The following is a 26,072-nucleotide window of genomic DNA, read 5'->3' as shown; positions in this document are numbered from 1 at the left end:
TGGTTCAGGACACCGTGACCTCGACACGCGCCTTCCGAGTCGGTCGCCCCCACGACACGGGATAGATCTGGAAGTCAGCAAAGACCCCGCAAGTACTGTCGGCACACGTACACGCGGGAGAACCGGGAACTGCTGCACGGGTACGTATCATCAGACCCGTCGAACACCACGTGCCGCGTGCGAGAGGCTCACCCTGCCACTCCTTACTGGCAGCCTGAGAGAGCCCGTCGCCCAGGTCAGGGCGCTGCCTGGCGCGCGACATCGACCTGGGCTCTTGCTCCACGGGCCGGCAGGCAACGACTCTGAGCGAGACTCTGATCGACTCGTCACCCTAGACCCGAAGTCGGAAACGCGACCCGCGTGGCGCGGTATGGATCGGCGACGCCGATCGACCGCCTATCGTTGGCGACGGGTGGTAGGCGCAACCGCGCCAGATGATTTTCCGGGTTGCCACCCACGAGAGGCCGCCTCCGTCTTCGGAGGCGGCCTCTCACGTGCACAGGCTGCAGCACGGCACCAACAACGGGACGCGCACTGCTCAGACGTTGAACTGTGCAAACCAGCCCTGACCAGGCAGTTCATCCTCCGCTGCAGGCGAATGGGACTACACCGGGACTTGAGACCAGTAGGGATGCGATGTCGCCAGCCGAGACCGGCCAACGCGGCGAGTAACCACGTGGGACTGCTAGCCGAGCTCACGACGAGTGCCGCGCTCGTTCAGGATAACTGCCCATGCCGCAGTCGCGTCCTTGACCGCAAACTGCACCGCCTACTGACTCTGCAACACGCTCACACGGGAACTCCGGCCTCGACTAGACTTGTCAGATGAACCGGCCACCGGAGATGCAACACCCTCCGGCCATTTGGCTGCCGGTGCAAGGCCGGGCACAGGTCATCCTTCCTTACAACCCGGCCGATCGTTCGGCCAATCCGCGCTGGCTCCGGGACACCCTCGGAGAGCGCATCCAGATCGAGCACATCGGCAGAGGGGTCTGGGAGGTCGTGCGTAGCCATGCAGACGACCTACTTGCCGCGTGTGTGGATCGCTTCGGGCCGGGCGGCACGACCCTCATCACCGACGCAGCCCAGCAGCAGAAGTGCGGAACGGCCTGTCAGACCGGCAATCCCGACAACGCGCTTAGGTGTGTCTGCCAATGTGGCGGCGAGAACCATGGTGGCGTCGCCGGAAACTGGACGATGCGGGACTCGTTCGCGATCCAAACGACCATCACCCGTCGCATCTTCATAGTGTAGTCCCGGTGTGGACAGCACTGAAAGCGTAGTTGCACCCATGCCTGAGAACAGTGCAAGACAGCAGAACCGACAGTCAATCTTTGAAGTTTTCCCAGCAGACAAGCACGACACGCTGATCATGAAGTGGCCGGATCATCAACGGAACATTCCGCACGAGTTCGCCTGGGCCGCTCAACGACTCACCTCGACATTCCGAGGTGTACCAGAAGACGATGCCCTGCTGCATCCGTTCCTTTACTTGTACCGCCACGCGATCGAGACCGCAATCAAGGAGCTAATCAACGAAGTTGCTGCTTTTAGAAGGCTTAAGGGCGAGCGTGGAGAGGACGTTGACCCTGCAAAGATCGAGCGGCATCACCGCAGGGAGGCTCGCCACGATCTAGCAATCTTGCTGAACGATCTGAACGCACAGATGTCGGCTGCAGAATTTCCATTGTTACCCGGAGATGTTCGCGAAGCCCTCGCACTTCTTGCCGACGCTGACCCCAAGGGAAACAGCTTCCGATTTCCTACAGAGTATCTCGACACCAACCGTATCGACTTCTCCAAGTTGGCCGCAATGTTCGATGGCGTCTACTCGATGATCGCGGCTGGCGTGGACATGGTCGACGCCGCTAAACAGGCAGAATCCGACTACATTGCCGACATGGCAGCCGAAGCGCCCCACGCGTCCGAGTATTGGTGAATCTGCAAATCGATGCCGTTGTAGGAACAGCCCAACGACGAGTTCGGTGCCGCACGGGACCGGTGTCGCCGCGCCTTACATTCCATCTCGGGCACGCCCCTAGCCCAGGCGGGTGTCGTGCAGCCGTGCAGCAGCCCCTTGTCACCGATCCGGACTGCAGTCCCCCCTTCTACGACCGACCCCGACCTTCTACGACCGACCCCGACGCCAGTGACGCAGCTTCGTTGCGTTCGGGTCGGGTACGACAAACGCGACCGAGGAGATGGCACGGGTGACTGCAACGTAGAGGCCGCAAGCGGACTGGTCGGCAAGAGGTTTTCCACGGGTGAGGAACTGCACGATCGGCTGTGTCGGGTAGATCAGGGTCCGCTCGAAGGTGAGGCCCTTGACGGCGCCGAAGTTCTGGAACGGTAGGTCGACCGCCTTGGCTACAGTGACCTTAGGCCGCAGTGGTTGGGGGTGGTAGGTAGCGAGGTACTCCTCGACGTCGCTCTCGCTGATGGCGTAGACGCCGTCGTGCTCCGTGACGAGTTCCTGTTTGGAGGTCGTGGTCGGGAAGGTGAACTTGGGCGGAAAGATCGTGTCCGAGAATGTCGCGATCTCTTGGTTGGACCGCCATGTGTCGGCATTGTGCTGGACTTCCAGTAGCCCTGACTCCTCGTGGGTGTTGAACCAGTCGAGCATCTTGACGCCCCGGTACTTCTTGAGGTTCTGGTCCTGCGGGTTCGTGTCGAAGACCGACTGGCGGACGTCGCCGACCATGTGAATGTCGATCCCGTCAGCGTTCATCAGAATCTCGAGGATGTGCAGATCGCACCCCGTGAGGTCTTGGACCTCGTCGATATAGATCTCGTTGTAGATGTTGACCAGGCGGTCGATGACGGCGCCCTTGCTCGCGAGTACGACGTCGTAGGCGAGTTTCGAGAGGTGGAGCTTGTACGCGCGGTTGTCGGAGTCGAGGAAGCGCGGGGCGCCGGTCGCGTAGAGGCCTCCAGTCGGCTTGCCGTCGAAGTTCAGTCCGCGTAGGTGCCGTCCCGGGTATTTGAGGGGCAGGTAGGGACGGATGCAGTGTCGCATCAAGAACGCATACCAGCCCACGACCTCTGGCACTGCACCGGGAGGGCAAGCGGAGCGTAGCCGTCGTTCAAGCTCCGTTTGGCCGGAGATCGTGTAGGTGACGGCCAGGCGGCGGACGTTCGTCGGACCGTTCGTGCAGGCATCGACGATCGACTGAGTCTTGCGTGAGCCCGCGACAGCGAGCGTCGCCCGGTTCATGCGACGAACTCGATCGCCCGCGTCAGGTACTCGGGGTAGACGATCGACGTCGGCGCGTCCGCGAGCCGCAACGCCGCACCTGTCTTGTGGTCGTGCATCCACTTCTCAATCGACGTCGACTCGTCCGTGATGCCGAGGGCCTCACGTAATGCTGCTTCGTCGGCGGCGTTCGCCTTGACGACCTGGGGCTCCAACGTTGAGCCGAGGGCAGGGTCACCGATGAAGAGGTCGCGTTTGCTGTCCGCGAGGTACTGAGCGACGGGCCCTCTCCAGTGTTCGGGTTCCTGACCATCGTTGTCACGGATCGCCGCCACTTTGTGGTGGTCGAGCGCTGCGGCGAGCTCCAGTGCACGTGCGAGCGACACGCCTTGCATCGAGACGATGTCGATCCCTGCGTCGATGGGCTTCTTGCTGTGCTTGTCGATGAACGCGCGTTCGAAGAGCATCTCGTCGGACGGCCCTTCGACGAGGACGAGCTTGTCGGCCAGGACGAGGCGCAAGGTGTCGAAGCCCGACAGCTTGCGGAAGTAGTTGACGGTGTTGGGGCTGATGTCGGAGAACGCTGATGCCTTGCCCGCGTGTAGAAGGCGGAGCCGGTCCACACCGAGACGGTTGAGGACGTAGGAGCTGTGGGTCGTGATGAAGACCTGACGCCCGGCGGCTAGGTTCTCGACCCGGTCGATCAACCGAGTCAGGGCAGTGTGCGAGAGGTGGTTCTCGGGCTCCTCGATGAGCACGTACGCAGTGCTGGCCGCCGAACGGTTCAGCGCGAGGGCCACCTTGATCGCAGCCTGCTGACCCTGACCCGCCAGGGCGAACGGCACGTTCTCGACGTGCGGTACAACACTCGTCTCCCATGCCGCGGCAGCCGACTGGTCCATCTGCAGGCCAAGAGTCCGGTCGGACAGAGCGACACCCTCCGCCGCGATGCGCTCGTTGACGCCGGCAAGCGCATCACGCGTGACGGCTTGCCTGGCACCTCGGTGTGCCACCGAGATGGCAGCGCGTTCCTTGGCGTCCATGAAGTTCGTCAGCATCTCGCGCGTATTGTGGTCGACCCCGTACGTTGAGCGGATCGTGCGCGAATCGATGAATGCGACGCCGAGTCCGTTCGGACGGCGGTGTAGTCGGGCGTCGGCGAAGTCGCACCACTGGACTTCGTAGTACTCGACCGGGAGGATATTGAGTCTGGTTGCATCCGCGAGGTACTCGGCCAGTTCGACGGCGTAGTCGTCCGAGGGCCGGATGTGGAGCCTCACACCGGGTGCGTCGGCCTTGCGGGAGTTGTGCACGCCGCGGAGCAGTTGTGCGTTCGGGTCGGAGGACGAGAAGTAGAGCTCGATCAGAATCTCGGGTAGGTCCATCGGCGTGTTGGTGGACAGTGACGAGAAGTAGTCGGCGACCTGCTGCTGGTTGAACCAGTAAGGGTTCAGGACGTCTTCGACCCTTCGACCGTCGACCCGGCCGGTCAGGGCGAGGCCGATCGCTTCCAGCAGTGTCGACTTCCCTGCCTCGTTGCCGCCGACGACGATGTTGAGGCCAGTCGTCGGCTCCATCTCGAAGTCCTGGAACAGCCGGTATCCCTGAACGACGATCCGCTCGATCATGCTCTGAACCACTCTCCCCGTGAACCCACATAACCGGACACATCGACCATCGGATTGAAGCACCAGGTGCTGGCACTCGGCGCGACGGAAACGGTCCAGCACCGGGTGAATCACTCGGGCCTTGTATGCCCGCCGTGGCTCCGTCCCTCGCTCACTGGCTCAACCGGCGAGTGAGCCCGCTGGCTCGCCGCGCCCGCCGCTGCACGGTCGTACGAACCGCTTCTGGGGTCCCGACGACCCGCACCCGTCGCCGCGCCCGTGTCACCGCGGTGTAGAACAGCTCGCGCGTGAGCAGCGGGGAGGACTCGTCCGGTAGCAGCACGGTCACCTCCTCGGCCTGGCTGCCCTGGCTCTTGTGCACGGTCATCGCGTGCAGCGTCTCGACGTCGCCCAGCCGGGAGACCGCGAACGACGCGCCACCGCCGAGGTGGGCGCGCAGGTTCTCGCCCTCGGCGACGACCACCCCGGTGTCGCCGTTGGACAGCCCGAGGCTGTAGTCGTTCGCTGTGACCAGCACAGGCCGCCCCGCGTACCACTCTGTGCCCACCGCGGTGCCGAGGTAGGCGCCGGAGGCCTCCCACAGCCGGCGCTCGACCAGCCGGTTCCAGTGCGCCGCGCCCCACGGGCCCTCGCGGTGGGCGCACAGCAGCCGATGCCGATCGGCCGCGGCGAGCGCCCCGCGTGCGTTGCCCGCCAACGCCAGGCCGCGGACGTCGAGGGCGTGTCGGGTCAGCTCGTCCTCGAGGCCGGCGAGTTCGGCCGCGTCGTCAGAAGGCACGAGCTCCACGACTCCGTCGCCGGCCGTCAGCGCGGCGAGCACCGCTTCCGGGTCGCCGTCCTGGATCGCGGCGGCCAGCCGTGTGATCGCTTCGCTCTCTGAGCGGTGGTCGGTGACCAGGGCCGATACGACGCCGTCGTCGTGCTCGTGCAGCCCGGCGACGAGATCGGCGAGGACGGCGCCGGCCTCGACGGACGCGAGCTGGTCGGGGTCGCCCACGAGGACGAGCCGTGCGTCGGGGCGCACCGCCTCCAGCAGCCGGGCCATGAGGGTGAGCGAGACCATCGAGGTCTCGTCGACCACGACGACGTCGTGCGGCAGGCGGTTGCAGCGGTCGTGCCGGAACCGGGTGCTCGACCCGGGCCGCCAGCCCAGCAGCCGGTGCAGCGTGCCGGCCTGGAGCCCGGCGAGGCGGCGCCGGTCGTCGGTGGTGTACTCCGGCCGCCCGGCCTCCGGGGGTGCACCGAGCGAGTCTGTCACCGCCTCCTGCAGACGCGTGGCTGCCTTCCCGGTGGGTGCGGCGAGCGCGATGCGCAGGCGGCGTCTGCCGGCGTGCTCGGCCTGCTCCGCGAGCAGGGCGAGCAGGCCGGCCACGGTCGTCGTCTTGCCGCGGCCGGGACCGCCGGTGAGTACGGTCGTCAGGCGACGCGCGGTGGACAGGGCCGCCGCGCGCTGCTCGGCGTATGCGTCGCCGGGGAACAGCCGTGCAGCGCTGTCCTCCAGCAGGGCGTCGTCGACCGCCGGGGCGGGCGAGGCGAGGCGGGCGACGAGGTCGTCGCGCACCTGCCGCTCCTCGCGCCAGTAGCGGTCGAGGTAGAGCAGGCCGAGGTCGGCCCGTACTACCGACCGCTCGGCGAGTGGGCTGGCCGCTACCCGGTCGAGCCAGCCGTCGGCGGCGGGCCAGGGCAGCGGCGTGTCGTCGGCGCCGGCCCCGACGGAGGCGCTGTCCGGCACCCCGCCGTCGTCGAACCCGCCCAGGTCCACGCAGACCGACCCCTGGCGCACCGCCCGCACCGCGAGCGCCACGGCGAGGCGCACGGTCTCGTCGTCCTCGCCGGCGGCGTCAGCCGTGCGGCGCGCGACGTGCACGTCGGCGGCGGTGAGCACGCCGGCGTCGTTGAAGGTGCGCAGCAGTCCCGTCGCGCCCAGCGCGCGGCGGGCGTCGTGGGGGTCGTCGCTGGTCCAGCGCTCGATCGCGGGCGTCATGCGGCCTCCTCACCCGCGCCGCCGGCCAGCAGGTCGGACAGCGCCGTCAGGAGCGCTGCGGGCGGCTGCCACGAGAACACGCCCGCGGGGCTGCCGCCCGAGTCCGGGGTGTCCGGCCCTGCCATCCCGCGCACGAAGAGGTAGAGCACCCCGCCGAGACGGGTGTCGGGGTCGTAGCCGGGCAGCCGCCAGCGCAGGTAGCGGTGCAGCACCGCGCCGTACAGCAGGGCCTGCAGCGGGTAGTGCGAGTGCAGCATCGCCTCGGCCATCCGTTCCCGCGAGTAGTCGGCGACAGCGGGGCCGAGGAAGTTCGTCTTGTAGTCGACAACGACGAACCGCCCGGACGGCAGCCGCAGCACGACGTCGATCGAGCCGGTGAGGTAGCCGCGCAGCGCCTGGTCGCCCAGGGCGGGCTGGTCGAGCTGGTCGGCGTAGGCGGCGAGCGGGTCGTCGGCGGGCAGGTGGGCCCGCAGCAGCGGGGCGAGCTGCCCCAGCCTGGCCTCGGCCCGGCCGGGACCGCCGACGATGCCGACGCCGAGGCCACCCCCGAGATCACCACCGTTCAGCGGCAGCTCGAACGTCAGCTCGCGCAGCCGGTCCGGCAGGCCGATCTCGCCCAGCGTCAGACCGCCGGCGAGCGGGCCGAGCGGCGTGTGGTGCAGCGGGAGGAGCCCTTCAGCGAGCGCCACGGGGTCGGCCTGCACGGGCCACCAGCGCAGCTGGTCGGTCACGTGCTCCAGCAGCTCGGCGCGCAGGTCGGGGGCGAACGGGTCGGCGTTCTCCAGCACCGCGTGCACCAGCGACCCGAACGCGGCGCCCGTGGGCAGGTCGGCCATGGGTGACGTCGCGGCGGAGGCGGGCAAGGCCGGTTCCTTGGTGTCGGCCTCGGGGATGTCTGCCTCGGGCACGTTCGGCTCGTCGTCCTTGCCGGCGGCCTCGGGTTCGCTGCCCACTCCGGTCGCGGCTGCCGGAGCATCGTCGCCGACAGCGACGAGGCCGCTGTAGGAGGTACGCCGCCACTCCGTGTCGACCGCACGCTCGAAGACCCGCGCCGCGAACGGCGTGTGCCGGTCCGGCGGTGCGGGGGCGGACGCCTGCGCGGGCACCGCGAGCTCGGCCGCGGGGCCGCCCAGCTCCGCCAGCAGGCCCAGCACGCGCGTGGCGTAGTCGTCGTCCTTGACCGGCTGCGTGCCTGGCACGTCCCGCGTGCCGGGGGTTCGGCCGAACAGGAGGCGGTGCAGCCCGCTGGTCGGGGTGCTCGACGTCGGCGCCCACCACGCCACGACCTGGGACTGCGCGCGGGTCAGGGCCACGTAGAGCTTGCGGAGCTCCTCGCCGTCCTCCTCGGCGCGGTGCGTGGCGCAGTGGGCGTCCCAGTGCGCCCCGGAGCCGGAGACGTCGATGGTCCGCGCGCCGCGTTCGTCGTGGTAGAGCGCGATCTCGACCGGGCGGGAGTAGTTGTCGTAGCCGAACGGCAGGTAGACCACCGGGTACTGCAGGCCCTTGCTGCCGTGCACGGTGACGATCTGCACGGCCGCTGCGTCCGAGTCCAGGCGGCGCGGCCGCTCAGCCGTGCCCGTCCTGCGCCGCTCGTCGCGGAACCAGGCCAGCAGGGCGGTCAGGCCGAGCGACTCGGTCACACTCACCTCGTGCAGCAGCTGCCCCAGGTGGCGGACGTCGGTCAGCAGCCGCTCGCCCTCGACCCGGGCCAGCACGCGGCCGCTCAGCCCACGCTCCTCGGCGGCCTCCAGAAGAGCGGCGACGCCCTGGTGGCGGAGCAGCAGCGCCCAGCCGCGCAGAGTGTCGGCGTCGCGGGCGGTCAGATCCTCACCACCTTCGTCGAGGTCGGCCGCCGTGCGGCCGAGGAACGGCGTGAGGGCCGCCGCGCGCACCAGGCCCGAACGGTGCGGGGACTCCAGCGCCTCCAGCAGCGTCAGCCACTCGTCGGCGGCGGGCGTCTCGAACACGTCGCCTCCCGGCATCACGGCCGCGACGCCGCGTCGCGCGAGCGCGTCCTGCACGAGCCTGCCGTGCACCCGAGCCGACACGAGGACGGCGACCTCGCCGGGCACCAGCGGGCGCCCGTCCCACGTTGCGCCCGAGGCGAGCAGCCCGGCGACGTCGGCCGCAAGGTCCGCCGCGACGTGCTGCCGGGCGGCGCCGACCTGGATCGCGCTGCCCTTGACCTTAGGCAGCCCTTCGCGCAGCACCTGCCGCAGCCGGAACGGCGCCGGGTGCGGCGCGCCGGCCAGCCGGCTGCTCCCGCCCTCGGCCCTGACCGGGTGCACCACGATCTCCTCGTGGCCGAGCGCCGCGTTGCCCAGCAGCACTCCGAGTGTCTCGACCAGCGGCGCGTCGGAGCGCCAGTTGCTGCCCAGTGTGGCGCGGGTGGTGGCGTGCCGCGCGGCGTCGAGGTATGCGACGACGTCGCCGCCGCGGAAGGCGTAGATGGCCTGCTTGGGGTCGCCGACGAGCACCATGGCCTCGGCCTGCGACTCTGCTGGCCCGGCGCCGAAGGCTCGCTCCAGCACCTGCCACTGCACGGGGTCGGTGTCCTGGAACTCGTCGACGAGCACGACCTTCCAGCGTTCGCGCATGCGCGCGCCGACGGCGGTGCCGCCGTCGGCGGTCGCCGGGTCGAGGGCGTCGGCCAGCCGCCCGAGCAGGTCGTCGTACGACAGGATGCCGAGGCGCCGCTTGCGCCGCTCCATCTCGGCGCGCACCGCGCGGGCGAAGGAGACGCGTGCCGTGCCGACGGCGTCGTCCGGGTCGGCGTCGGCGAGCGCGGCGCGGGGGTCCTCGATCGCGGCGGTGGCGACCTTGAGGGCGCACGCCCGGTCGAACGGCGGCGGCTCCGGGGCGTTGCCGTACCGGCGCAGGTAGAGGTCGTCGACCACCTCGACGGTGAGCTCGGTCAGGGACTCCACGAGCTCGGCGCCCGGCTCGGCATCGCCGGCGACGCCGAGCGAGCGCAGCACGAGCTGGCAGAACTGGTGGATCGTCGCGATTGTGGCGTGGTCGAACGAGACCAGCGCGTCGGCCAGCCGCCGGTGCCGGAAGGCCCGCTCTGCGTCGTCGACGTCGAGCAGCGCGGCCAGGACCTCATCGACCGGGCCGGGGTCGCGGCCGGCGAGGGCTGCGGCGAAGGTGCGCTCGGCGCGCAGGAGCGCGCCGCGCACCCGGTCGCGCAGCTCCTGGGTCGCGGCGCGGCCGAAGGTCACGACCAGCATCTGATCGAGCGGCACGACGCCCTCGGCGACGTACCGGGTCACGAGCGCGCCGATCGCGAAGGTCTTGCCGGTGCCCGCGCTCGCCTCCAGCAGCGCCGTGCCGCGCGGCAACGGCCCGGTCAGGTCGAAGACGTCCATCAGTCGCTGAACCTCTCGTTCTCCAGCAGCGGGCTCCAGACGCGCATCGCCAGTGCGCCGAAGCGGGTCGTCTCCCCCGGGTGCTCCTCGCCGGGCCGCGGCTCCTCGCCGGTCCCGGGCAGCGGGGCCCCGGGGCCGTGGACGCGCACGTGCTCGGGGTCGGCGCACTCGCCGTCGAAGCGTCCGCCGGGCCCCCTCTGGCCGGTCCACGTCTGCCCGGCCCGGTACCGCGCGTCCGCGGGATCGGCGCGACTCCGGCGCGCCTCGGCGTAGACCACCGACGCCTTGACCGGCAGCGGCAGCGGTTCGGTGAGCCCCCGGTCGCGCAGCGCGACCAGGTCGCGCAGCACGTCGACTGCGGTGTGGTCCAGCGGTCCGAGCCGGGATCCCTGCCAGGTCTTGCGCGAGCGTGGGTTGGCCGGCCGGCCGAGCGTGTAGCCGACCCAGGGGCGGTCGTCGTCGGACGCCGCGAGCGCCAGCAGCCGGATCCAGGTCCGCAGGCGCTGCCGGCCGCCGAGCCGGGCGTACGACACCCCCACGAGGCGGTCGCCGTGCACGCCGGGCACCGAGCCGCGCAGGCTGCGCCCGTCACCGAGGTCGACGTCGACGTCCACGACGCGTGCGGGGCTTGCGCGCAGGTTCCCGGCGGCGTCGACGAGTGGGCCTACCTCCTCGGCGATGCCGACCAGGGGGCGCCAGCCCAGGCGTCCGGGCGGCAGCTGCCCGCGGCGCCACTCCTTCTGCACGGCGTCGTCGAGGGTCGTGCCGTGCAGCACGTCCCGCAGCACCCGCTCCCCGACGGCCCAGCGGCCGAACCCGTCGAGCTCGACGGGCAGCCCGTCGTCGAGCGGCTCCTCCTGGAAGGGCCGGCCGACGTCGAGGCGCTGGACGAGGAACCCGCGCGCGGGCGAGCGGTAGAACGCGAGCAGGTCGTCGAGCGCGACGACGCCGTCGTCCGCCCCTGCCTGCGCCGACCCTGCGAGCGGCGCCGGTGTGAGCGGCGCCGCCAGGAACGGGCCCGCCGGGGTGCGCGGGCCGGCCGCGGCTCGGGCTCCGGCAACAGCCGCGCGGTCGAACGTGAAGGCAGAGCCGGGTACGAGGGCGCCGGGCTCGACGTTGCGCCGGTCGAAGGGCTGCAGCGGGTGCCGGACGGTCACCGCCGCGGACACCGGGCGCCCGTCGGGCGTCCGCGCCGTCTCGTCGAGAGCGTCCAGCAGCTCGCCCAGCGGTACCGCGGGCGGGCGCTCCTGGCCGGAGTACTCGTCGGCGCCGCTGTAGGTCACCACGAGGGTCTCGGTGGCGGCGAGGATCGCGTCGAGGAACAGCTGCCGGTCCTCGCTGCGCGGGTCGCGCTCGCCCGTCCTCGGCTCGCGGGCCAGCACGTCGTCGCCGTCGGTGATGCCGATGCGCGGGAACACGCCGTCGTCAAGCCCCAGCAGGGCGATCACGCGGTGCGGCACGGACCGCATCGGCACGAGCGTGGCGACGGTCAGCGTGCCGGTGCGGAAGTTCGACCGGGTCGGGCGGCCCGCCACCCGGTCGGCGAGCAGGGCGCGCACGTCCGGCAGCCGCAGCGGCACGGCCGGGTCGGGCGCGTCGGCGCGCACGCGGGCGAGCTCGCGCCGCACCTGCGCGAGCTGCCACGCGTCGGCCGTCGGCACGGTGGTGAGCGCGGCGACGCCGTCCTCGAGCGTGGTCAGCCAGTGGTCGAGCGGGTGCCCGCCGACGAGCGCGTCGGTGACGTCGCGCAGCCGCTCCACGAGCTCGGTCAGGCGGCCGACGAGCTCGACCTGCCCGCTGCCGACGTCGTCGAGCGGCAGGGTGCGTTCGAGCCAGGTGCCGGTGTCGTCCGACATCGCGACACCGGCGAGCAGCCGGTCCACACCCTCCTGCCAGGTGCCGGACCCGTAGTCGGCCAGGCCAAAGTCCGTGCGGTGCCCGGCGTCGAACCCCCAGCGCACGCCGGTCTCGCGCACCCACCCCGCGAGCTGTTCCAGGTCGTCGTCGCGGAACCCGAAGCGGCGGCGCACGGGTTCGGTGTGGGCGAGGTCGACGACGTCGCCCACTCCTGCCCGTCCGCCGGCGAGGTCCAGGAGTCGCATCACGACCGCGAGCAGCGGGTTGGTCCGGTCCAGCGCCCGGTCGGCGAGCCGCACCCGTAGGCCGTGCGCGGGGTGGCCGTGCGGCCCGACGACGTCGGCCAGGCCGAAGGCGGCCGTGACCAGGGGCGCGTACGTCTCGATATCGGGGCACATGACGAGCACGTCGCGCGGCTCGAGCGTCGGGTCGTCGGCGAGCAGGCCGAGCAGCACGTCGCGCAGCACCTCGACCTGCCGGGCCGGGCCGTGGCAGGCGTGCACCTGGACCGATCGGTCAGCGGGGTCCAGCAGGCGCGCGCCTGCATCCCCGACGGCATCGGCACGCAGGTCGTGCTGCAGCATCCGGAGCAGGGTCGACGGCGGTTCGGCGGCGGCGACGTCGCCGCCGGTTGGGCCGCCGCCGGTTGGGCCGCCGCCGGCGGGGCCACCCACGACGGGCTCGTCCCGCAGCTCGATCGCCGACAGCGTGCGCTGGAGCTCGCACGTGTCCCGGCCGAGCGTGGCCAGCAGCCGGTGACCGACGCGCTCGTGGGAGCGGTCCTCGGCCCGGTCGACGGGTCCGCCGAGGTCCGTGAGCGCCGACCACAGGGGCGCCGAAGGATGCGGCAGCCAGAGGTGCACGTCGCGGTGCGCGCCGATCGCGCCGACCAGCTCGACCTCGCTCGCTGCCAGGCGGGTATGCCCGAACAGGGACAGCCGCTCGGGCAGGTCGAAGGCGCCGGGCTCGGCTCGCAGCCGCTCGACGACGGCGGCGTGCCGCACGTGCGGCGCTTCGGCGTCGACCCGCTCGGCCAGCGCGCGCCACAGCGGCGGCTGCCACGCCAGGTCGGCGGGGACCGCCCGCCCGCACCCGTCTGTGTCGCGGCCCGCGGCCCAGTCCGCCGTCAGCGCCGGGCGCTGGGCGGCGTAGCCCGCCAGGAGCCGCGCCAGCCGGCGGGCGACGGAGAGCCGGCGACCACGCCGCAGGTCACCCTCCTCCCCCGCCATCCCGTGCCCGAGATGCTGGGCGAGCAACGCGGCCCACGGCTCGTCCAGGCTCGCGTCGATCGCCGCCAGCAGCGGCCAGGTCAGGGCGTCCGGCGCCCAAGGGTCGTCGTCACGCGTCCCCGCGACCTCGGCGAACAGCGAACCGGGCGAACGCAGGTCCACACCCGCGCACACGCCATCGCCGCGCCCGGGAGCAGCGCCGAGACGGTGGCTCAGGCGCTGCGCGAGCCAGCGCTCGACGCCGCGGGCGGGTACGACAACGACCTCAGTCGCGAACGGGTCCGCCAGGGGCGCAGCCAGCAAGTCTCCCAGCGCCTCCACGAGCAGGTCGGTACGCGGAGCGCGATGAAGGACGACCGCCATCAGCCCAACGTATCGTTCGCGGCCTGCTCCCGTGCGCCCGGCCATGGGGTGGTTTCTGTTCAGATCGGCCCCGCAAGGCACGACTCGGCACCTCAACCCCTCGGAACGGAACCGCGATCGCACCCACTACGCCCAGGTCGCCGTCGTACTCGGCAGATTCGGATTACGAACCGACTTCCCGCCGCGGCAAGCGACCTTCGCGACCTGCACTCGCACCGTCGCGGCTCACTCCAGCAGGACGTCGGACGCTCCACCGCGATCGACCACAGAAGCGAGCACGACCTGAACGGCCCGATTGCGGCCAGCTGCAGGAGTGCTGCCTGCATGGAAGTTGCGGAACCTGCCATAGCCCGACGCTGAGCCAGGCGGGTCGCGTCACGACTCCTGAGTCGCACCGCCGAATATCACGTTCGTGAAATTCGGGCGGTCCGCCTCGCACGGCAGTCCTGACGATCACGCGGGCGTCAAAGCCCCCGGTGTCCGGTTCGAGTGTCAGTAGCTCGTGTTTTGATGCCGTGCATCAACCCAGGCACGCACGCCGTCATCAGACGTACGCCGTAGGGAGCGGATATGCCAGCTCGAGACCCCGCCGAACCGACCACGGACCCGCTTGAGGACTTATGGAACGTCATCGGCCTGCCCGGTGCCATGACGGTAGCCAGCTACCTGACATCAGAGCGGTTGGCGCCGGTCTACCGGCTGATCGTGGACGTGATGCTGGAGAACCAGCCGCAGTACCTCAGTGGTATCCCGCACGACCAGCTCGAGACTCTCGTGCGTGCCCGTCTTGCCGAGCACCTCTCGGGTGACGACCAGACCCTTGCGGCCGTGCTGGACCCGGAGGTGTTGCGGTTCGACGGCAGGCTGACCCAGCTGGCGGCGTGGGGTGTCATCCTCGCGTGGGAGGACCGGGTGCGGTCCGACGAGGACTTCACGCGTCACCGCGGCCGGTACCAGCTCTCCGAGGAGGCTGCCCAACTGCACCGGGCGGTGCTCGCCCTGGGCACCACGAACGCGTCGGCCATCGCGGCCACGCTCGCACCGCCAGTCATCGCGGGGCAGCTTCAGGTACTGGCCTCGTCCATCGGCACGGACGCGAAGGCCGCGGCCGGCGCGTGGGCCGTGATCTTCCCGACGATGCAGAACATGTCCGACGCGGCCACCGGCTGGCAGGCCCGCCTCGCGGCGGCCCTGTCCGGGACCCCGGACGCGACGAAGATCGCGGCGCTGGACGAGACGCTCTCGGGGTACGTGAGCATGTGGGGCGCGGGCATCGACATCTACTCGGTGGACATCGTTCGTGACGCGACCGCGGTTCTCGCGGTCGAGGAGCGGGCACACCGGCGTGTCGCCCTGCACCTGGTTGGCGTCGATGCCTCCGAGGAAGCCGTGGTCCGGGCGATGGCGGAGACCACCGATGGCCTTGGCCGGATCTTGGCCTGGTTTGACGGCCCGACCAGCCAGGCTGCCTCGCTGCGGCGGCAGATCCGCGACACGATCGTGCCCCTGGTGCGCGGCAAGCGCGTCCTGGCGGGGTTCGGGGGCCATGTGTCGCGCCGGGCCGAACTGCTGGACCTTGCCGAACGGTTGGACGGGGCCGTCGACCAGGATGATCTGTGGCGGATGTGGACGACGTACACGGGCCTTTTCTCTGCGCGTCACCTCGGGTTCTCGACCCCGCACCCCGGTCTGGGTGCGGAGTCGATGTCGTTCTGGGACGCCGCCCCTTCACCGATCGAGGCGCGGCTTCGCCGTCAGGGTCCACGGGCGGCTCGTGGCGCACCCTCGCGGATGTTCGACCGGTCTGCCGGCAAGCAGGCCGCGCGGCAGGCGGCTGCAGCGGCGGCCGTGGATGAGGCGCGCGCCGTGGAACGGCTCCTCGAGCTGTCGGGGCGGCCGCTGTCGCAGTGGTCGAACCTGTCCGACCGGGTCGCCGAGCACCTGATCGACTTCATCCAGAACATCGACTTCGCCCTGGCCCGGGCACGCCGGGAGCAGGCGGGGCCCCTTGCTCCTGGGACCGCGGTGCACGCGCGTACTGGCGACGACCTGTGGGACCTGGTCGCCACCGTCCCGGCCGCTGGGGCCCCGGACGCGATCATCGAGATCCCCGCGGGTCGTTTGGTCTATCCGGACCTGATCGTCACGGTCCTGCGGATCGACACGCTGGGCCTGACCAGCGACGCACCACCGGGCCCGGACCCCACCGTGCACGGTCTGCTGGAGGAGGCCCTCACGGTCAGCAACGGTCGGAACCAGGCGGGAGCAGGAGATGAGTGAGGACATCGCTGGCGCACCGGTCAGAGGGTATGCGGCTGCGGCGAACAGGTCGACATCGAGCGAGGACGTCCAGGCGAGGCTGACGTTCCTGAGGTTCCTGGTGCGGCCACTTGTGTCGGCGCACGTGGACCGGCCGTTGTTCCGTGACATCCAGCGGTACGCCAAGCAGATCGACAGCTACTGCAGACGCCTGGACTACCAGCGCACCCGTATGGGCGACGCGGTCCGGTTGGTGCGCAACCCGGTCATGGGGACGGTCACTGCACCACCGCCTCTCCTCGATCTGCCGTCACGGCGGGTGCTCACCTTGACCACGCTCTTGGCGGCGGCGTGCGAGGAGGTCGAGGGAGGGGTCACTCTCGTGCGGCTGTCGGAGATCGTCGCCGACCTGACCCACACCACCGACCGCGCGCTGACGCCGTATGACCCTGACCGCTTGACCGAACGCCGGGCTCTGGCCAAGGCCGCCGAACAGCTGGAGTACTGGGGGATCCTGCGCAAGCGGGCCACCTTGGTCGCGGACGTGCAGGAATGGACCGATGGCCGTACCGGCATCGGCGCCGGGTATGACGTGGACCGGGATGCGCTGTTGCTGTTCGTCACCCCGGGGACGATCACGCTCGCGGCCCACCAGGAGGCCCAGCTCGCACAAGCCCCCCAGGCCCGCGCCCAGCGCTCCGGAACCTCGCACTGGAAGGGCACAGCCGATGCAGCAGAACCCTTCGCTTCCTGGTCTGGAAGCGAGGACAGCCATGACGACGAGTCGTCGGCCGCGATCTGGGAGACGCAACGGCAGGCCACCCGAGTCGTGCGGCATCTGCGGACACTGGTGGAGACGCCCGCATTGCTGTACGGGGACCTGCTTCCGGACGAGGCGGACCTTGCCCGTGTGCAGCGTGGCCTGCGGGCCGAGACTGTCCTGGGCCTGATCGGCGGGTCGATCGAGGCCCGGTCGGAAGGCCTGGTCTGGATCAGCACCGAGGTCGACTGCCCGGCCACCGTCGACTGGCCCACGCCCAGGACGGAGTCCTGGGCCGCGCTCATGATCGCTGACAAGGCCGGCCGCGATGGGCGCCGTGACGCGGACGGGTTCGTCCACCTGGGCACCCTGGAGGTCGACGACATCGTCGAGGACCTCCTGGACTGGAAGGGTCACCTGTTCCGCAAGGACCTCCAGGGCCGTCCCGCCGAGACCCGCACGGCGGTCGAGGAGGTCCTGCGGTGGCTCGGCATGCTGCGCACCGGGCCGGACGGGTCCTGGCGCTTGTCTCCGGTCGTGGGCCGCTACCGTGACCCCGAGCTCATCGAACCTAGCTTGGCACCGCACCAGGACGACCTGTTCGCCCACCCCGCCAACGACGCCTACGGCAACTTCGACGTCCCCGTGACGCCGGACGACCGCCTGTCCCCACCCGACCCGGTGAGGTCCGCCGAGCCCGAGGGAGACCCCGCATGACCAGCCCATCCGCCACCAGCCCCACCCCTGTTACCCCTACTCTGGTCGGCCATGAGGAGACGGTCACGGCCCAGGACGGCACGGTGGTCTCCCTCGACCCGCACCTGGACGCGGCGACGATGCGCACCTGGCGGCAGGCCGCTCTGACTGGTGGGCTGCCCGAGCCCGGTAGGCGGCGGTGGCAGCAGCTGCGTGCCGGCGTGGTGAACATGTGGGAGTTCGACGTCGCGGAGTATTGGAGCGCCGACGGTCGCGCCCAGTTCATCGGCAAGAATGAGCAGGGCAAGTCGACGATGATGGCGATGACGTCGCTGACGATGCTCACCGGGGACCTGTCCCCGCGCTACGTCGACACGTTCGGCAACTCCAAGCGGTCCTTCCGGTACTACCTGATCCCGACCGACGACCCCAAGGACCGCCGGCCTGTGACCCAGCAGCTCAACCGCGGCTGGACCTGGGTGGAGTACGGGCGCCTGACCGACACCGGCCCGGAGTACTTCACGACTCTGCTGTTCGTCCAGGGGCGCCGCACCGCTCAACAGGTCGATCCCACCTGGGTCACTCACCAGGGACCCGAGCGCGTCCGGGCAGGGTTGACGCTCGTGCAGGGACAAGCGGTGGTCCTGCCGACGATGATCATGCCCGGCCTGGACCCTCACGCCACCGCGACCGCGTACAGGAACACCGTCGCGACCTCCCTGTTCGGGTTCTCCGACCCGTCCCGGCTGACGATCGTGATCGAACTCCTCAAGACCCTGCGCACTCCCAAGCTCGGCAACCAGCTGGACCCTGGCTGGGTGGTGGACCGGATCCGCGAGTCGCTCCCGCCCCTGGAGTCCTCTGAGATCCATGAGCTGGCCGACGGCTGGGACCAGCTCGGTCAGCTCGCCCGGGACCGGGACGACGCCCGGGAGGCTCAGGAGGCAGTCAAGGCCTACCTGCAGGCCGTGTGGAACCCGTGGGCCGACGCCGTTCTTCGACGGGCCGCGGACGAGCTGGTCGCGGCCGTCACCGCGGTCGACGATGTCACCCGTGAACGCAACCGGGCCCAGCAGACCGCAGACGACGCCAAGAGCCAGTACGAGGCCGCGCTGGACCAGGAGACCAGGACCAAGGCCGACCGGGTACGGGCACGGGCACAGCACACGCAGCTCATCAAGAGCACGGACTACAAGGACGCGGACGCCGCGGGCAAGAACGTCACCAGCCTGACCGAACAGCTCCAGACGGCTCAGCAAGCCAGCGCACGTACCGGCCCAGCGGCGGTCAAGGCCCGGGAGGCCGCAGCGCGTTCCGCCGACGCGCTGAACACGGCCAGAGGTGTGCTGGCCAAAGCCGAGCGGCGCCTGGCCGAACAGGCTGACCTGACCGCCGAGACTGGTCTCGAGGCGGGGTTGCCGGATGCGCGCGCCTGGGTTGACCAACGGGACACTGAGCGGCTCGAGGCCGGCGTGGACCAACGTCTCCGGGACGTCCATCACGCTCATGCGCTGGAGCACAGCCTGGGGAAGAAGACGGAGCTTCACGAGCGTGCCCAGGCGTCCCTGGCCGAGGCCGACGCCCGGTTCAACCGACGCGAGACGGAGCACACCACCGCGCGGAGCCAGTTCGAGAACGCGGTGCAGTCCCTCTCAGACGATCTGGAGGCCTGGGCTACCGGTCTGGTGGAGCACGAGGGGGTCGTGGCCCCGCCGGTCGAGGCACGCGAGCGGTGGCTGGGCGAGGTCCACGCAGCCGGAACGGGGCCACGGCCCGTCCAGGTGCTGCGTCAACTTGTTGGCGACCGGTGGCTGACCCCTGCACTGGAACCGGTCAACGCTGCCGCGGTCACGGCGCGCAACGACGCCGAGGCTGCCCTGGGCCGGGCCCGGGAGTTGGAGGAGCGGGCCGACGCGGAGGAGGCCAGGCCGGAACCAGTACCAGTCGACCCCGTGCTGTGGCAGCGGCGGCCCCGACCCGCTTCCGGGCCCGCGGGCGCACCGCTGTGGGAGCTGCTGGACCCGCTGCCGCACCTCACGGACCAGGAGGTGGCTGGCCTTGAGGCAGCACTGGCCGGCGCCGGGCTGCTGGACGCATGGGTGACTCCCGACGGGATCTGGGCGCCGGGCCGCGACGGCGAGGACCACGTCGTCACGATCCCGAACCTGTCGCAGGGCCGCGACGAGCACTCCAGCACCCTCGGCACTGCTCTCGGGCTCGCCGAGAAGGCGCACGGCGGGCAGCCGTTGGCGGAACTTGCCGTGACCGCACGGAGAGTTCTGGACTCGGTCCGGTTTCTCCTCGGCCCAGCTGGCGATGGACCGGTCGGCGTCCCGGGTGACCGGTCTAGCGGCATGGGGTCGGTTCCCGAGGACGGGGTTCTGGTCGGGGTGGACGGGTCCTGGGTCACGCCGCTGACCTCGGGGCGTGCGCTGGTCCCGGTGGATGGTGCGAGCCTGCTTGGCGCGTCGGCCCGCGCACAGGCCCGTGCACGCACGGTCGCGGCTCTGCGGGAGCAGGCTGCGCAGGAGCGGAACCTGGCTGCTCGGCACGGCCGGGACGAGGAGCGGCATCGCGCCCTGGCGCAGAGGTACGTGGCCGCGGCCGATCAGATGCCTGACGATGCCGAGCTGGTCACAGCGGCCCGTGACCTCTCCTCGGCGGTCAGGGAGCTCGACCAGGCCGACGAGGAGTTGCGCACCCAGGCCGCAAAGGCGCAAGTGTTCGAGGCGGAAATGAACCAGGCACACGCCGCCCTGGTCGCCTATGCCGCCGAGCACTCCCTGGTGGTGAACCGGCTGCGTGAGACCGAAATCGCCTTGAACGACACTCGCCACCACGTCGAGCGGCTCCTGCAACGCATCGCGACCTGGGAACGCGAACGGATCGACGTCGCCGAGAAGGAGTCGACCGTCGACCGGCTCGAAGAGGCTGCCGAGGACGCAGAGGCCGTAGCTGCTGAGGATGCCGAACGGTGCGAGACGCTGCAGATCAAGCTGGACACGGCCAAGGCCAACCTGACCACCACCCACCAGGAGCAGCTCGACCAGGAAGCCCGGCTCCGCAGCCGCCTCGACGAGCTGGACAACGAGCTCGAGGAGGTGAACAAGAAGATCCGAGACCTGACCGCACTCACGGCGAAGGCGACCACGGCCCTGGAAGCCGTGGACGAACGGCGGCAGGCCACGGAGGCGTCTCGAACGGAGAAACTCGCCGGGTGGTGGATCACGGTCGACGCCGGGCTCGCGGCCGCGCGCGGACTCGATCTGACCGACGAGTCACGCACCTTGACCAGCGCGCTCGGACACGCGCGCGCCGTGCGCACTTCCCGCAAGGCACCCCGCGGCTGGCCCGACTCAGGCAAGCAGTCCGGGAGCGAGGACCGCGAGAGGATCCTCGGTCGGCTCCGCGACCGACTGTCCGGGCCTGATCTGATGACACTGAACAACACCCTGGACCGCACCGGGGGCCGGTCAGCGACCATCGAGCATGACGAGGCCACCGGCCTGCCTCAGGTCCGGATCCGTGTCGATGCCTCGGGCACCACCGTCGAACCGGTCACCGCGGTCCACGAGCTGGAGAACCGGGCCGCTGAGCTCGGTGCGATGCACGACGAGAAGATGCACGAAGTGATGCAGGAGCTGCTCGCCTCGACATTCGTCGACCACCTGCGCGCCAAGGTGAAGGAGACCGCCAGGCTGATCAGCGAGGTCAACACCGTCCTGGACAAGCACCCGACAGGTACCACCCGCACCGTCGTGCGTCTGCAGCGCAAGCAGGTCCCCGAACACGTCGGCGGCTTCCAGGTCCTGCAACGGCTCCTGAACGACGGCATCGACTCCCCCGTGGTCCAGGACCAGGTCCAGACCTTCCTGGCCACACAGATCCGCGCCGCCCAGGAGGAGGGCAACGCCTCCGGCCAGGACTGGAAGGCACTCCTGGTCGACAAGCTCGACTACCGCAACTGGTTCGCGGTTGTGACCGAGTGGCGTGTCCTGGCCAGCGCGAAGGAAGGCTCGCAACGCTGGAACGAGCTGACCGCCGCCCGGCACTCCCAGGACTCCGGTGGCGCCAAGGTAATGACGATGCTCCAACCACTGCTGGCGACCCTGGCGACGCTCTACCAGACCTCACACATCGCGCCGCGCCCGCTCTGGCTCGACGAGGCGTTCGACGGACTCGACCAGGAGAACAGCTCCAGCCTGCTGGCGATGCTGGTCGAGTTCGAGTTCGACTTCGTCCTAGCCGGGCCCAAGGCCCTGGTGGCCTCCCGCGAGGTACCGTGCGCGGCGGTATGGACGGTCAACCGTGCCCCCGCGCCGATCCCGGGCGTGGACCTAGGCTTGTGGCTGTTCGCCGGCGGCTCCACCGAACGCATCGAGATGGCCGAACAGACCTGGTCCACCACCGGCTTCGACGACCAGACCGGAGAGCACTCTGACGGGCACGACGGGCGCCGCGACGAGGGCGACATGGAGGGCGGGGCGCTATGGTCGTGAACCACGAGACGACCAGCCTGCCAAGGCCGGACGTGGCCGTGCCTGGCTCGATCATGAGGTGGTCGCGGCTACCGGGAGCGGCCGCTCTGCTAGCCGCGGCCCGCAAGAAAGTCGAGGCCGGCACGACGGGGGGCCGCAGCATGATCCCCGTCGCGCCCGAGCACCGCGCGGATGTCGGCCGGATGCTTGGCCTGGGCTGGGAAGCCACCGACGCCCCTGTCAAGCTGAGCCTCTTGCGGGACAAGCTGGCTGACGCGGGCGTCGACCTGGACACTCTCCTCGTCGCGGTCGGCGGGCCGTTGCGCAACCGGCCCGCCGAGAACCGACAGGCGGCCCAGACACGGCAACAGGTCCGGGCCGACGCCGCCGATCTCCTTGCCCAAGCAGGTGTCCCCGGCCCCGTGGCCGATCACGCCGTCAGGAACCGGTGGCTCGGCACCGACCGACTCACCGTGGCCAAGGCCTTGGCCACCGTCTGGCGCAGACTGCCACACCCGCCGGGTCAACCAGCGGCCCAGATCGGGACGATCGGTCTGGCCGAGCTAGCAGGCAAAGAGCTGGGCGACCCGCACGCACTCGACCGGGACCGAGCCGCCGGACGGGCGGCCGCGCGCATCCTGGCCGCGACACTCGCCTACCTCGACGAGGACCGCAGCCCCGACACCCTCGGCGGTTACAACCAAGCCGACACCGATCAGGACGACCGCGATCCATCGGACCGTGTCGCCATTGCGATCGCGGCAGCCAAGGAGGCGCTGCGTGCTCGCTCGTGGCGGGCCGCGTGGGAGCGCGCCGGCGTGCTGTGCGACCAGGTCTCGTCCACCGTCCTGGTGCTCAACCTGCCACTGGAAGGCCCCAGCCCGAACCTCGCTCACCTCACCGGCGTCGTCGGCGAACCAGTGTGGGTCACAGCACGAATGACCCGCGACGGGTGCCGCCTGCCGCCCGCCCCGCGCCACGAGCTCACGGTCGTGAGAGTGTTCGAGAACCCCTCAGTGATCGAGGCCGCTGCTGATCGCCTCGGCGCCGACTCACCTCCCCTGGTCTGCTTGTACGGGCGACCCTCGACCGCGGCGTGGGCCGTGCTGGCCGCCATCGCGGCCAGCGGATCCCGCATACTCCTCAGCACCGACCGCGACGGCGCCGGCGAGCAGATCGCCGCAGAGATCGTCACCGAGATCGAACAGGTCTTCGGACCCGGCATCGTGCACCCGTGGCTGCCAGGTGAGGACGGCACCTACGAGGAAGAACGACTCGACGCGATGCTCGGCAACATGTCCCCGAGACTCTGACTGCTCGCCACCACCAGGCCAGCCACTGGAAACTGCTGTACCGGTGGCACTCGAACTGGGTGTCGACGGCGCCATTTCGACGTTTCCGTACACGAAGGCCGCACTCTCACGCTACTAGGGCCTGTTTCGGAAGTGGCGTGTGACCTACGGGTTCGGCATGATGCGGGGTCGTGGACGGGGCCGGGCGGCACGATCTGACAGATGAGGCATGGGCTGTGATCGGACCGTTGCTGCCGGCGACGACGTGCGGTCGTCCGGCACGGAACCTGCGCAGGCAGGTCGACGGGATCCGGCACCGGGTCCGGGTGGGGTGCCCATGGCGGGAGGTGCGGACCGCGACTCACTGACAGGATTCGAACCCCGACCTTCTCAGGTCGGTTCGAATCTTTCCAGCCTCCGGAGGAATCACGGCGGGTTGGTGCGATAGCACTGGTGAGAGGCTAGAAACCGCAGAATGCTGCGGATCCTCACCCTTCAGGAGCCATCTTCGCCCGCCAGGCAATGGCGGTCAACCGCAGGCGTTGTCGGTCGACGACCGCGAGGACTGACTGAGGATTCCGGGGGCAGAAGCCCTCTCGCGTGGACGCCCCGTGGACCGACTTGAACCGCAACCCGCCAGAGCACCTCCCGCCCGGTGCCGCACCCTGCCACAGCCACCTGACCCCACCGCTGTGCCGGCCAACCGCGAGATCTTCGCGGCCTCGGTGACCGGGCACGCCTGGCTCTCGTACCCGAAGTGTTCGCCTCGCGATCACCTGCCCGAGCGGTGGTGGGCCTACCCTGAGGCAGCGCCTGCCGTGCGGAGAGGTGATGAGCGCCAGCAGCTATGGGTATTGGGAGTCGGATCGTCCCGCGATCGAGGTCGGGGCGACGCGCACCGGTCTGGGAGCGTACCGGCGCGAGTTCGGGCTCCGCCGGCGCGTTGGTGCCGCGATCGCGTACTGGTTCACGATCACGTGTGTCTCGGTCCTGCTCGGGACCGGCGTGCAGGTCCTGGAGCTGCAAGTCGCGGGCAACGTGCTCGGCGGCGAGGTGCTCACCGTCGGTCTGGTCGCCGCGGTCGCGGCCGGGGTGGCCGTGCTCGCGCGAGCCAGCTGGCGGCGCCTGCCTGCCGAGATGGCCGAGGCCCTGGCGAGCGCACCGTGGCAGGCGTGGCCGTGCTGGCCGTACCCGTACCCGCACCCGGAGCAGGACGAGCGGGTCGAGACCTCGACCCGGATCGACCTGGTCGACCTCGACCGGAACCGGGTTCGCGCCTTCGCCCACCAGTTCCCGGACGGTGCCCGGTCGGTCCGCCAGGACCGGCCCTTCACGGTCTGGGTCTGCGAGGGCACCAACGGCGTCGTCGTCCTCGGACTCGATCGCGGCGCCGTCTTGTGGCGGGCGCAGGCCGCACCCGACTGGCCGCACGGATCATGGACCCAGTCCGGCTACGACGCCGACGCCGGCGGCAAGCGGGCCTTCGAGCAGGCCTGGCCCAAGGCCTTCACCGCAGCGAGACCCGAAGCGAACCAAACCTGAGAGATCACCGGGCCGCTGGTTCGGACCGGTGGCCGTCCCGTTCAGCGGATCTCGAGCAGGCGCTGAACGCGGGCCGCGGGCTGGGTGCATCGTCGTGGCGCACCCAGCCCGCAGGACAGCAGCCGCGCGCCGAGCAGGCTGGCGTATGCGCCCAGCCCAGACAACGGGTCGATGCAGTTGGTGGGCAGCGTGGTGATGCTGCATGGCGAACGGGATCACACAGCCCGAACATCAGCGCGCGCGCAGTTCACATCGGCACCGGCCTGACCATCGCGCACTGTGGTCGATCTGTGCTGTGCCCGAGCGAGGGGAACGATCCACGTGACGACGAGCATGTCGGGGCAGGACCGGCTTCGCGCCGAGTGGGCGACGCACCGGCCGGCGGTGTTCGGCGCCGCGTACCGGCTGCTGGGCAGCGTGGCCGACGCCGAGGACGTGGTCCAGGACGTGTGGTTGCGCGCCAGCGCGGCCGACCTGGACCAGGTGGAGAACCTGCATACGTGGCTTATCACGGTGTCGGTACCTTCTCCACCGCGATCGTGACCATTGAAGCCGATCGCACCAACCTCACGCAGGGCCGCCACGACCGCCTCTTGGACGGGTTACCGGGGGTCTCTCGTCGCCGCCACAACCGTCCGCCCCGACCACGCAGGATTCTCGACAGGAACAGTGACAATGTCCGTGCGCAGACCCGGTACCGCGATCTCGGGCACTGTTGTGATCCCCTGACCTGCCGCGACGAGACCCAGGCGCGTGTTCCAGTCGCGGGCCCGGAAGGCGACCCGTGGCCGGGGCAGGGTCGGCCATGCACCGAACTGCGGTTCGCCCCGTAGCCCTTCGCCCACCTGGAGCCATGCGGGAAAGGCATGTCTGCTGTGCCAAGGAGTCGCTGGTGTCATATCTCGGTCGCGAGCACCATGGAGGGGCATGCAGACCGATCGGTCTGTACCGCGAAAGGAGCAACCATGTCCCGTCCCACCCGCGACGAGCTCGTGGCCCGTCTGATCCGCGCAGGCGAGCTCGAGATCTCCGGCGAGAACCCCGAGGAGGTCGCCGGCTACTTCGACACCGATCGTTTCCGGTTCCACGGGCCCGACGGCTTCGAAACTGACTTCGCAGGCCTCGACGCCTACTTCGCCTCCCTGCGTACTGCCTTCGACGACCGAACAATACGCCGCGGTGTCATTGTCATGGAGGGCGACCGGCTGGCCTGCCAGACGTGGATCGAGGGAACCTTCGTCCGCCCGTTCACCCAGTCACCGGTCGGCCTGCTGGCCCCCAACGGCGCCCGGGTCGTCTGGGACCTGATCAACATCTTCCGGTTCGACGACGAAGGACGGATCGTCGAGGAACACGTCCGCACCGACAACCGGGCCGTCCTGCGCCAGCTCGGCGCCGACGCGGCCTGACGAGATCTGCCCGG

16 protein-coding genes are annotated in these 26,072 nt (G+C 70.2%); 10 read left to right on the top strand and 6 right to left on the bottom strand.

Features of this window, described 5'->3' with window-relative positions; all coding sequences use genetic code 11:
• Positions 1 to 825 precede the first annotated feature (825 nt).
• A complete protein-coding gene (locus ACO229_RS07100) occupies positions 826 to 1,254 on the top strand; it encodes a hypothetical protein (protein WP_423464320.1) in 429 nt (142 codons plus the stop codon).
• 7 nt (positions 1,255 to 1,261) lie between these two features.
• Entirely contained in the window at positions 1,262 to 1,939 is a 678-nt protein-coding gene (locus tag ACO229_RS07095) for a hypothetical protein (protein WP_423464319.1), read from the top strand.
• Positions 1,940 to 2,128: 189 nt separating this feature from the next.
• Here the strand turns inward: ACO229_RS07095 and ACO229_RS07090 are convergent, their stop codons facing one another.
• The 5 genes from ACO229_RS07090 to recC all read right to left on the bottom strand — a co-directional run bounded on the left by ACO229_RS07090 (position 2,129) and on the right by recC (position 13,622).
• Positions 2,129 to 3,214, bottom strand: a complete 1,086-nt coding sequence (locus tag ACO229_RS07090; protein WP_423464318.1) for a UvrD-helicase domain-containing protein — start codon at positions 3,212 to 3,214, stop codon at positions 2,129 to 2,131.
• Positions 3,211 to 4,821 (bottom strand): ATP-dependent nuclease, encoded by a 1,611-nt coding sequence (locus ACO229_RS07085; RefSeq protein WP_423464317.1) that lies wholly within the window; start codon positions 4,819 to 4,821, stop codon positions 3,211 to 3,213. Before ACO229_RS07085 ends, ACO229_RS07090 begins: the two co-directional genes overlap by 4 nt.
• Before the next feature lie 151 nt (positions 4,822 to 4,972).
• Complete coding sequence (recD, locus tag ACO229_RS07080) at positions 4,973 to 6,805, bottom strand: exodeoxyribonuclease V subunit alpha (RefSeq protein ID WP_423464316.1); 1,833 nt, start codon at positions 6,803 to 6,805, stop codon at positions 4,973 to 4,975.
• Entirely contained in the window at positions 6,802 to 10,173 is a 3,372-nt protein-coding gene (locus ACO229_RS07075) for a UvrD-helicase domain-containing protein (RefSeq protein WP_423464315.1), read from the bottom strand. The genes recD and ACO229_RS07075 overlap by 4 nt, the downstream gene beginning before the upstream one ends.
• Positions 10,173 to 13,622, bottom strand: coding sequence for an exodeoxyribonuclease V subunit gamma (gene recC / locus ACO229_RS07070; protein WP_423464314.1), 3,450 nt, complete (start codon positions 13,620 to 13,622; stop codon positions 10,173 to 10,175). Before recC ends, ACO229_RS07075 begins: the two co-directional genes overlap by 1 nt.
• A 570-nt stretch (positions 13,623 to 14,192) precedes the next feature.
• Here recC and ACO229_RS07065 point away from each other — a divergent pair.
• From ACO229_RS07065 to ACO229_RS07035, 7 genes are all read left to right on the top strand, one after another.
• Positions 14,193 to 15,902, top strand: a complete 1,710-nt coding sequence (locus ACO229_RS07065) for a DUF2397 domain-containing protein (RefSeq protein WP_423464313.1) — start codon at positions 14,193 to 14,195, stop codon at positions 15,900 to 15,902.
• 100 nt (positions 15,903 to 16,002) lie between these two features.
• A complete protein-coding gene (locus ACO229_RS07060) occupies positions 16,003 to 17,358 on the top strand; it encodes a DUF2398 family protein (RefSeq protein ID WP_423464312.1) in 1,356 nt (451 codons plus the stop codon).
• Complete coding sequence (locus ACO229_RS07055; RefSeq protein ID WP_423464311.1) at positions 17,355 to 21,836, top strand: SbcC/MukB-like Walker B domain-containing protein; 4,482 nt, start codon at positions 17,355 to 17,357, stop codon at positions 21,834 to 21,836. The genes ACO229_RS07060 and ACO229_RS07055 overlap by 4 nt, the downstream gene beginning before the upstream one ends.
• On the top strand, positions 21,833 to 23,128 hold the full coding sequence (locus tag ACO229_RS07050) for a TIGR02679 domain-containing protein (RefSeq protein ID WP_423464310.1): 1,296 nt from the start codon (positions 21,833 to 21,835) through the stop codon (positions 23,126 to 23,128). The genes ACO229_RS07055 and ACO229_RS07050 overlap by 4 nt, the downstream gene beginning before the upstream one ends.
• A 170-nt stretch (positions 23,129 to 23,298) precedes the next feature.
• Positions 23,299 to 23,475 (top strand): transposase, encoded by a 177-nt coding sequence (locus ACO229_RS07045; protein WP_423464309.1) that lies wholly within the window; start codon positions 23,299 to 23,301, stop codon positions 23,473 to 23,475.
• Between the two features lie 463 nt (positions 23,476 to 23,938).
• Positions 23,939 to 24,649 (top strand): hypothetical protein, encoded by a 711-nt coding sequence (locus ACO229_RS07040; RefSeq protein ID WP_423464308.1) that lies wholly within the window; start codon positions 23,939 to 23,941, stop codon positions 24,647 to 24,649.
• A 321-nt stretch (positions 24,650 to 24,970) separates the two neighbouring features.
• On the top strand, positions 24,971 to 25,192 hold the full coding sequence (locus ACO229_RS07035; RefSeq protein WP_423464307.1) for a sigma factor: 222 nt from the start codon (positions 24,971 to 24,973) through the stop codon (positions 25,190 to 25,192).
• 59 nt (positions 25,193 to 25,251) lie between these two features.
• Here ACO229_RS07035 and ACO229_RS07030 read toward each other — a convergent pair whose 3' ends face one another.
• The gene (locus ACO229_RS07030; RefSeq protein WP_423464306.1) at positions 25,252 to 25,548 is read right to left on the bottom strand and encodes a LysR substrate-binding domain-containing protein; all 297 of its coding nucleotides are present in this window, start codon (positions 25,546 to 25,548) and stop codon (positions 25,252 to 25,254) included.
• Between the two features lie 66 nt (positions 25,549 to 25,614).
• Here ACO229_RS07030 and ACO229_RS07025 point away from each other — a divergent pair, with 66 nt between their 5' ends.
• Positions 25,615 to 26,058, top strand: a complete 444-nt coding sequence (locus ACO229_RS07025; RefSeq protein WP_423464304.1) for an ester cyclase — start codon at positions 25,615 to 25,617, stop codon at positions 26,056 to 26,058.
• Positions 26,059 to 26,072 lie beyond the last annotated feature (14 nt).

The organism is Promicromonospora sp. MS192, from assembly GCF_049532985.1.
GTDB lineage: Bacteria > Actinomycetota > Actinomycetes > Actinomycetales > Cellulomonadaceae > Promicromonospora.
This window is presented reverse-complemented; position numbering and strand designations above follow the sequence as displayed.

Coding starts and splice junctions, on each gene's coding strand:
- ACO229_RS07100 (WP_423464320.1), top strand. CDS start 826: ATGAACCGGCCACCGGAGATGCAACACCCTCCGGCCATTTGGCTGCCG.
- ACO229_RS07090 (WP_423464318.1), bottom strand. CDS start 3,214: ATGAACCGGGCGACGCTCGCTGTCGCGGGCTCACGCAAGACTCAGTCG.
- ACO229_RS07085 (WP_423464317.1), bottom strand. CDS start 4,821: ATGATCGAGCGGATCGTCGTTCAGGGATACCGGCTGTTCCAGGACTTC.
- recD (WP_423464316.1), bottom strand. CDS start 6,805: ATGACGCCCGCGATCGAGCGCTGGACCAGCGACGACCCCCACGACGCC.
- ACO229_RS07075 (WP_423464315.1), bottom strand. CDS start 10,173: ATGGACGTCTTCGACCTGACCGGGCCGTTGCCGCGCGGCACGGCGCTG.
- recC (WP_423464314.1), bottom strand. CDS start 13,622: ATGGCGGTCGTCCTTCATCGCGCTCCGCGTACCGACCTGCTCGTGGAG.
- ACO229_RS07065 (WP_423464313.1), top strand. CDS start 14,193: ATGCCAGCTCGAGACCCCGCCGAACCGACCACGGACCCGCTTGAGGAC.
- ACO229_RS07055 (WP_423464311.1), top strand. CDS start 17,355: ATGACCAGCCCATCCGCCACCAGCCCCACCCCTGTTACCCCTACTCTG.
- ACO229_RS07040 (WP_423464308.1), top strand. CDS start 23,939: ATGAGCGCCAGCAGCTATGGGTATTGGGAGTCGGATCGTCCCGCGATC.
- ACO229_RS07030 (WP_423464306.1), bottom strand. CDS start 25,548: ATGACACCAGCGACTCCTTGGCACAGCAGACATGCCTTTCCCGCATGG.
- ACO229_RS07025 (WP_423464304.1), top strand. CDS start 25,615: ATGTCCCGTCCCACCCGCGACGAGCTCGTGGCCCGTCTGATCCGCGCA.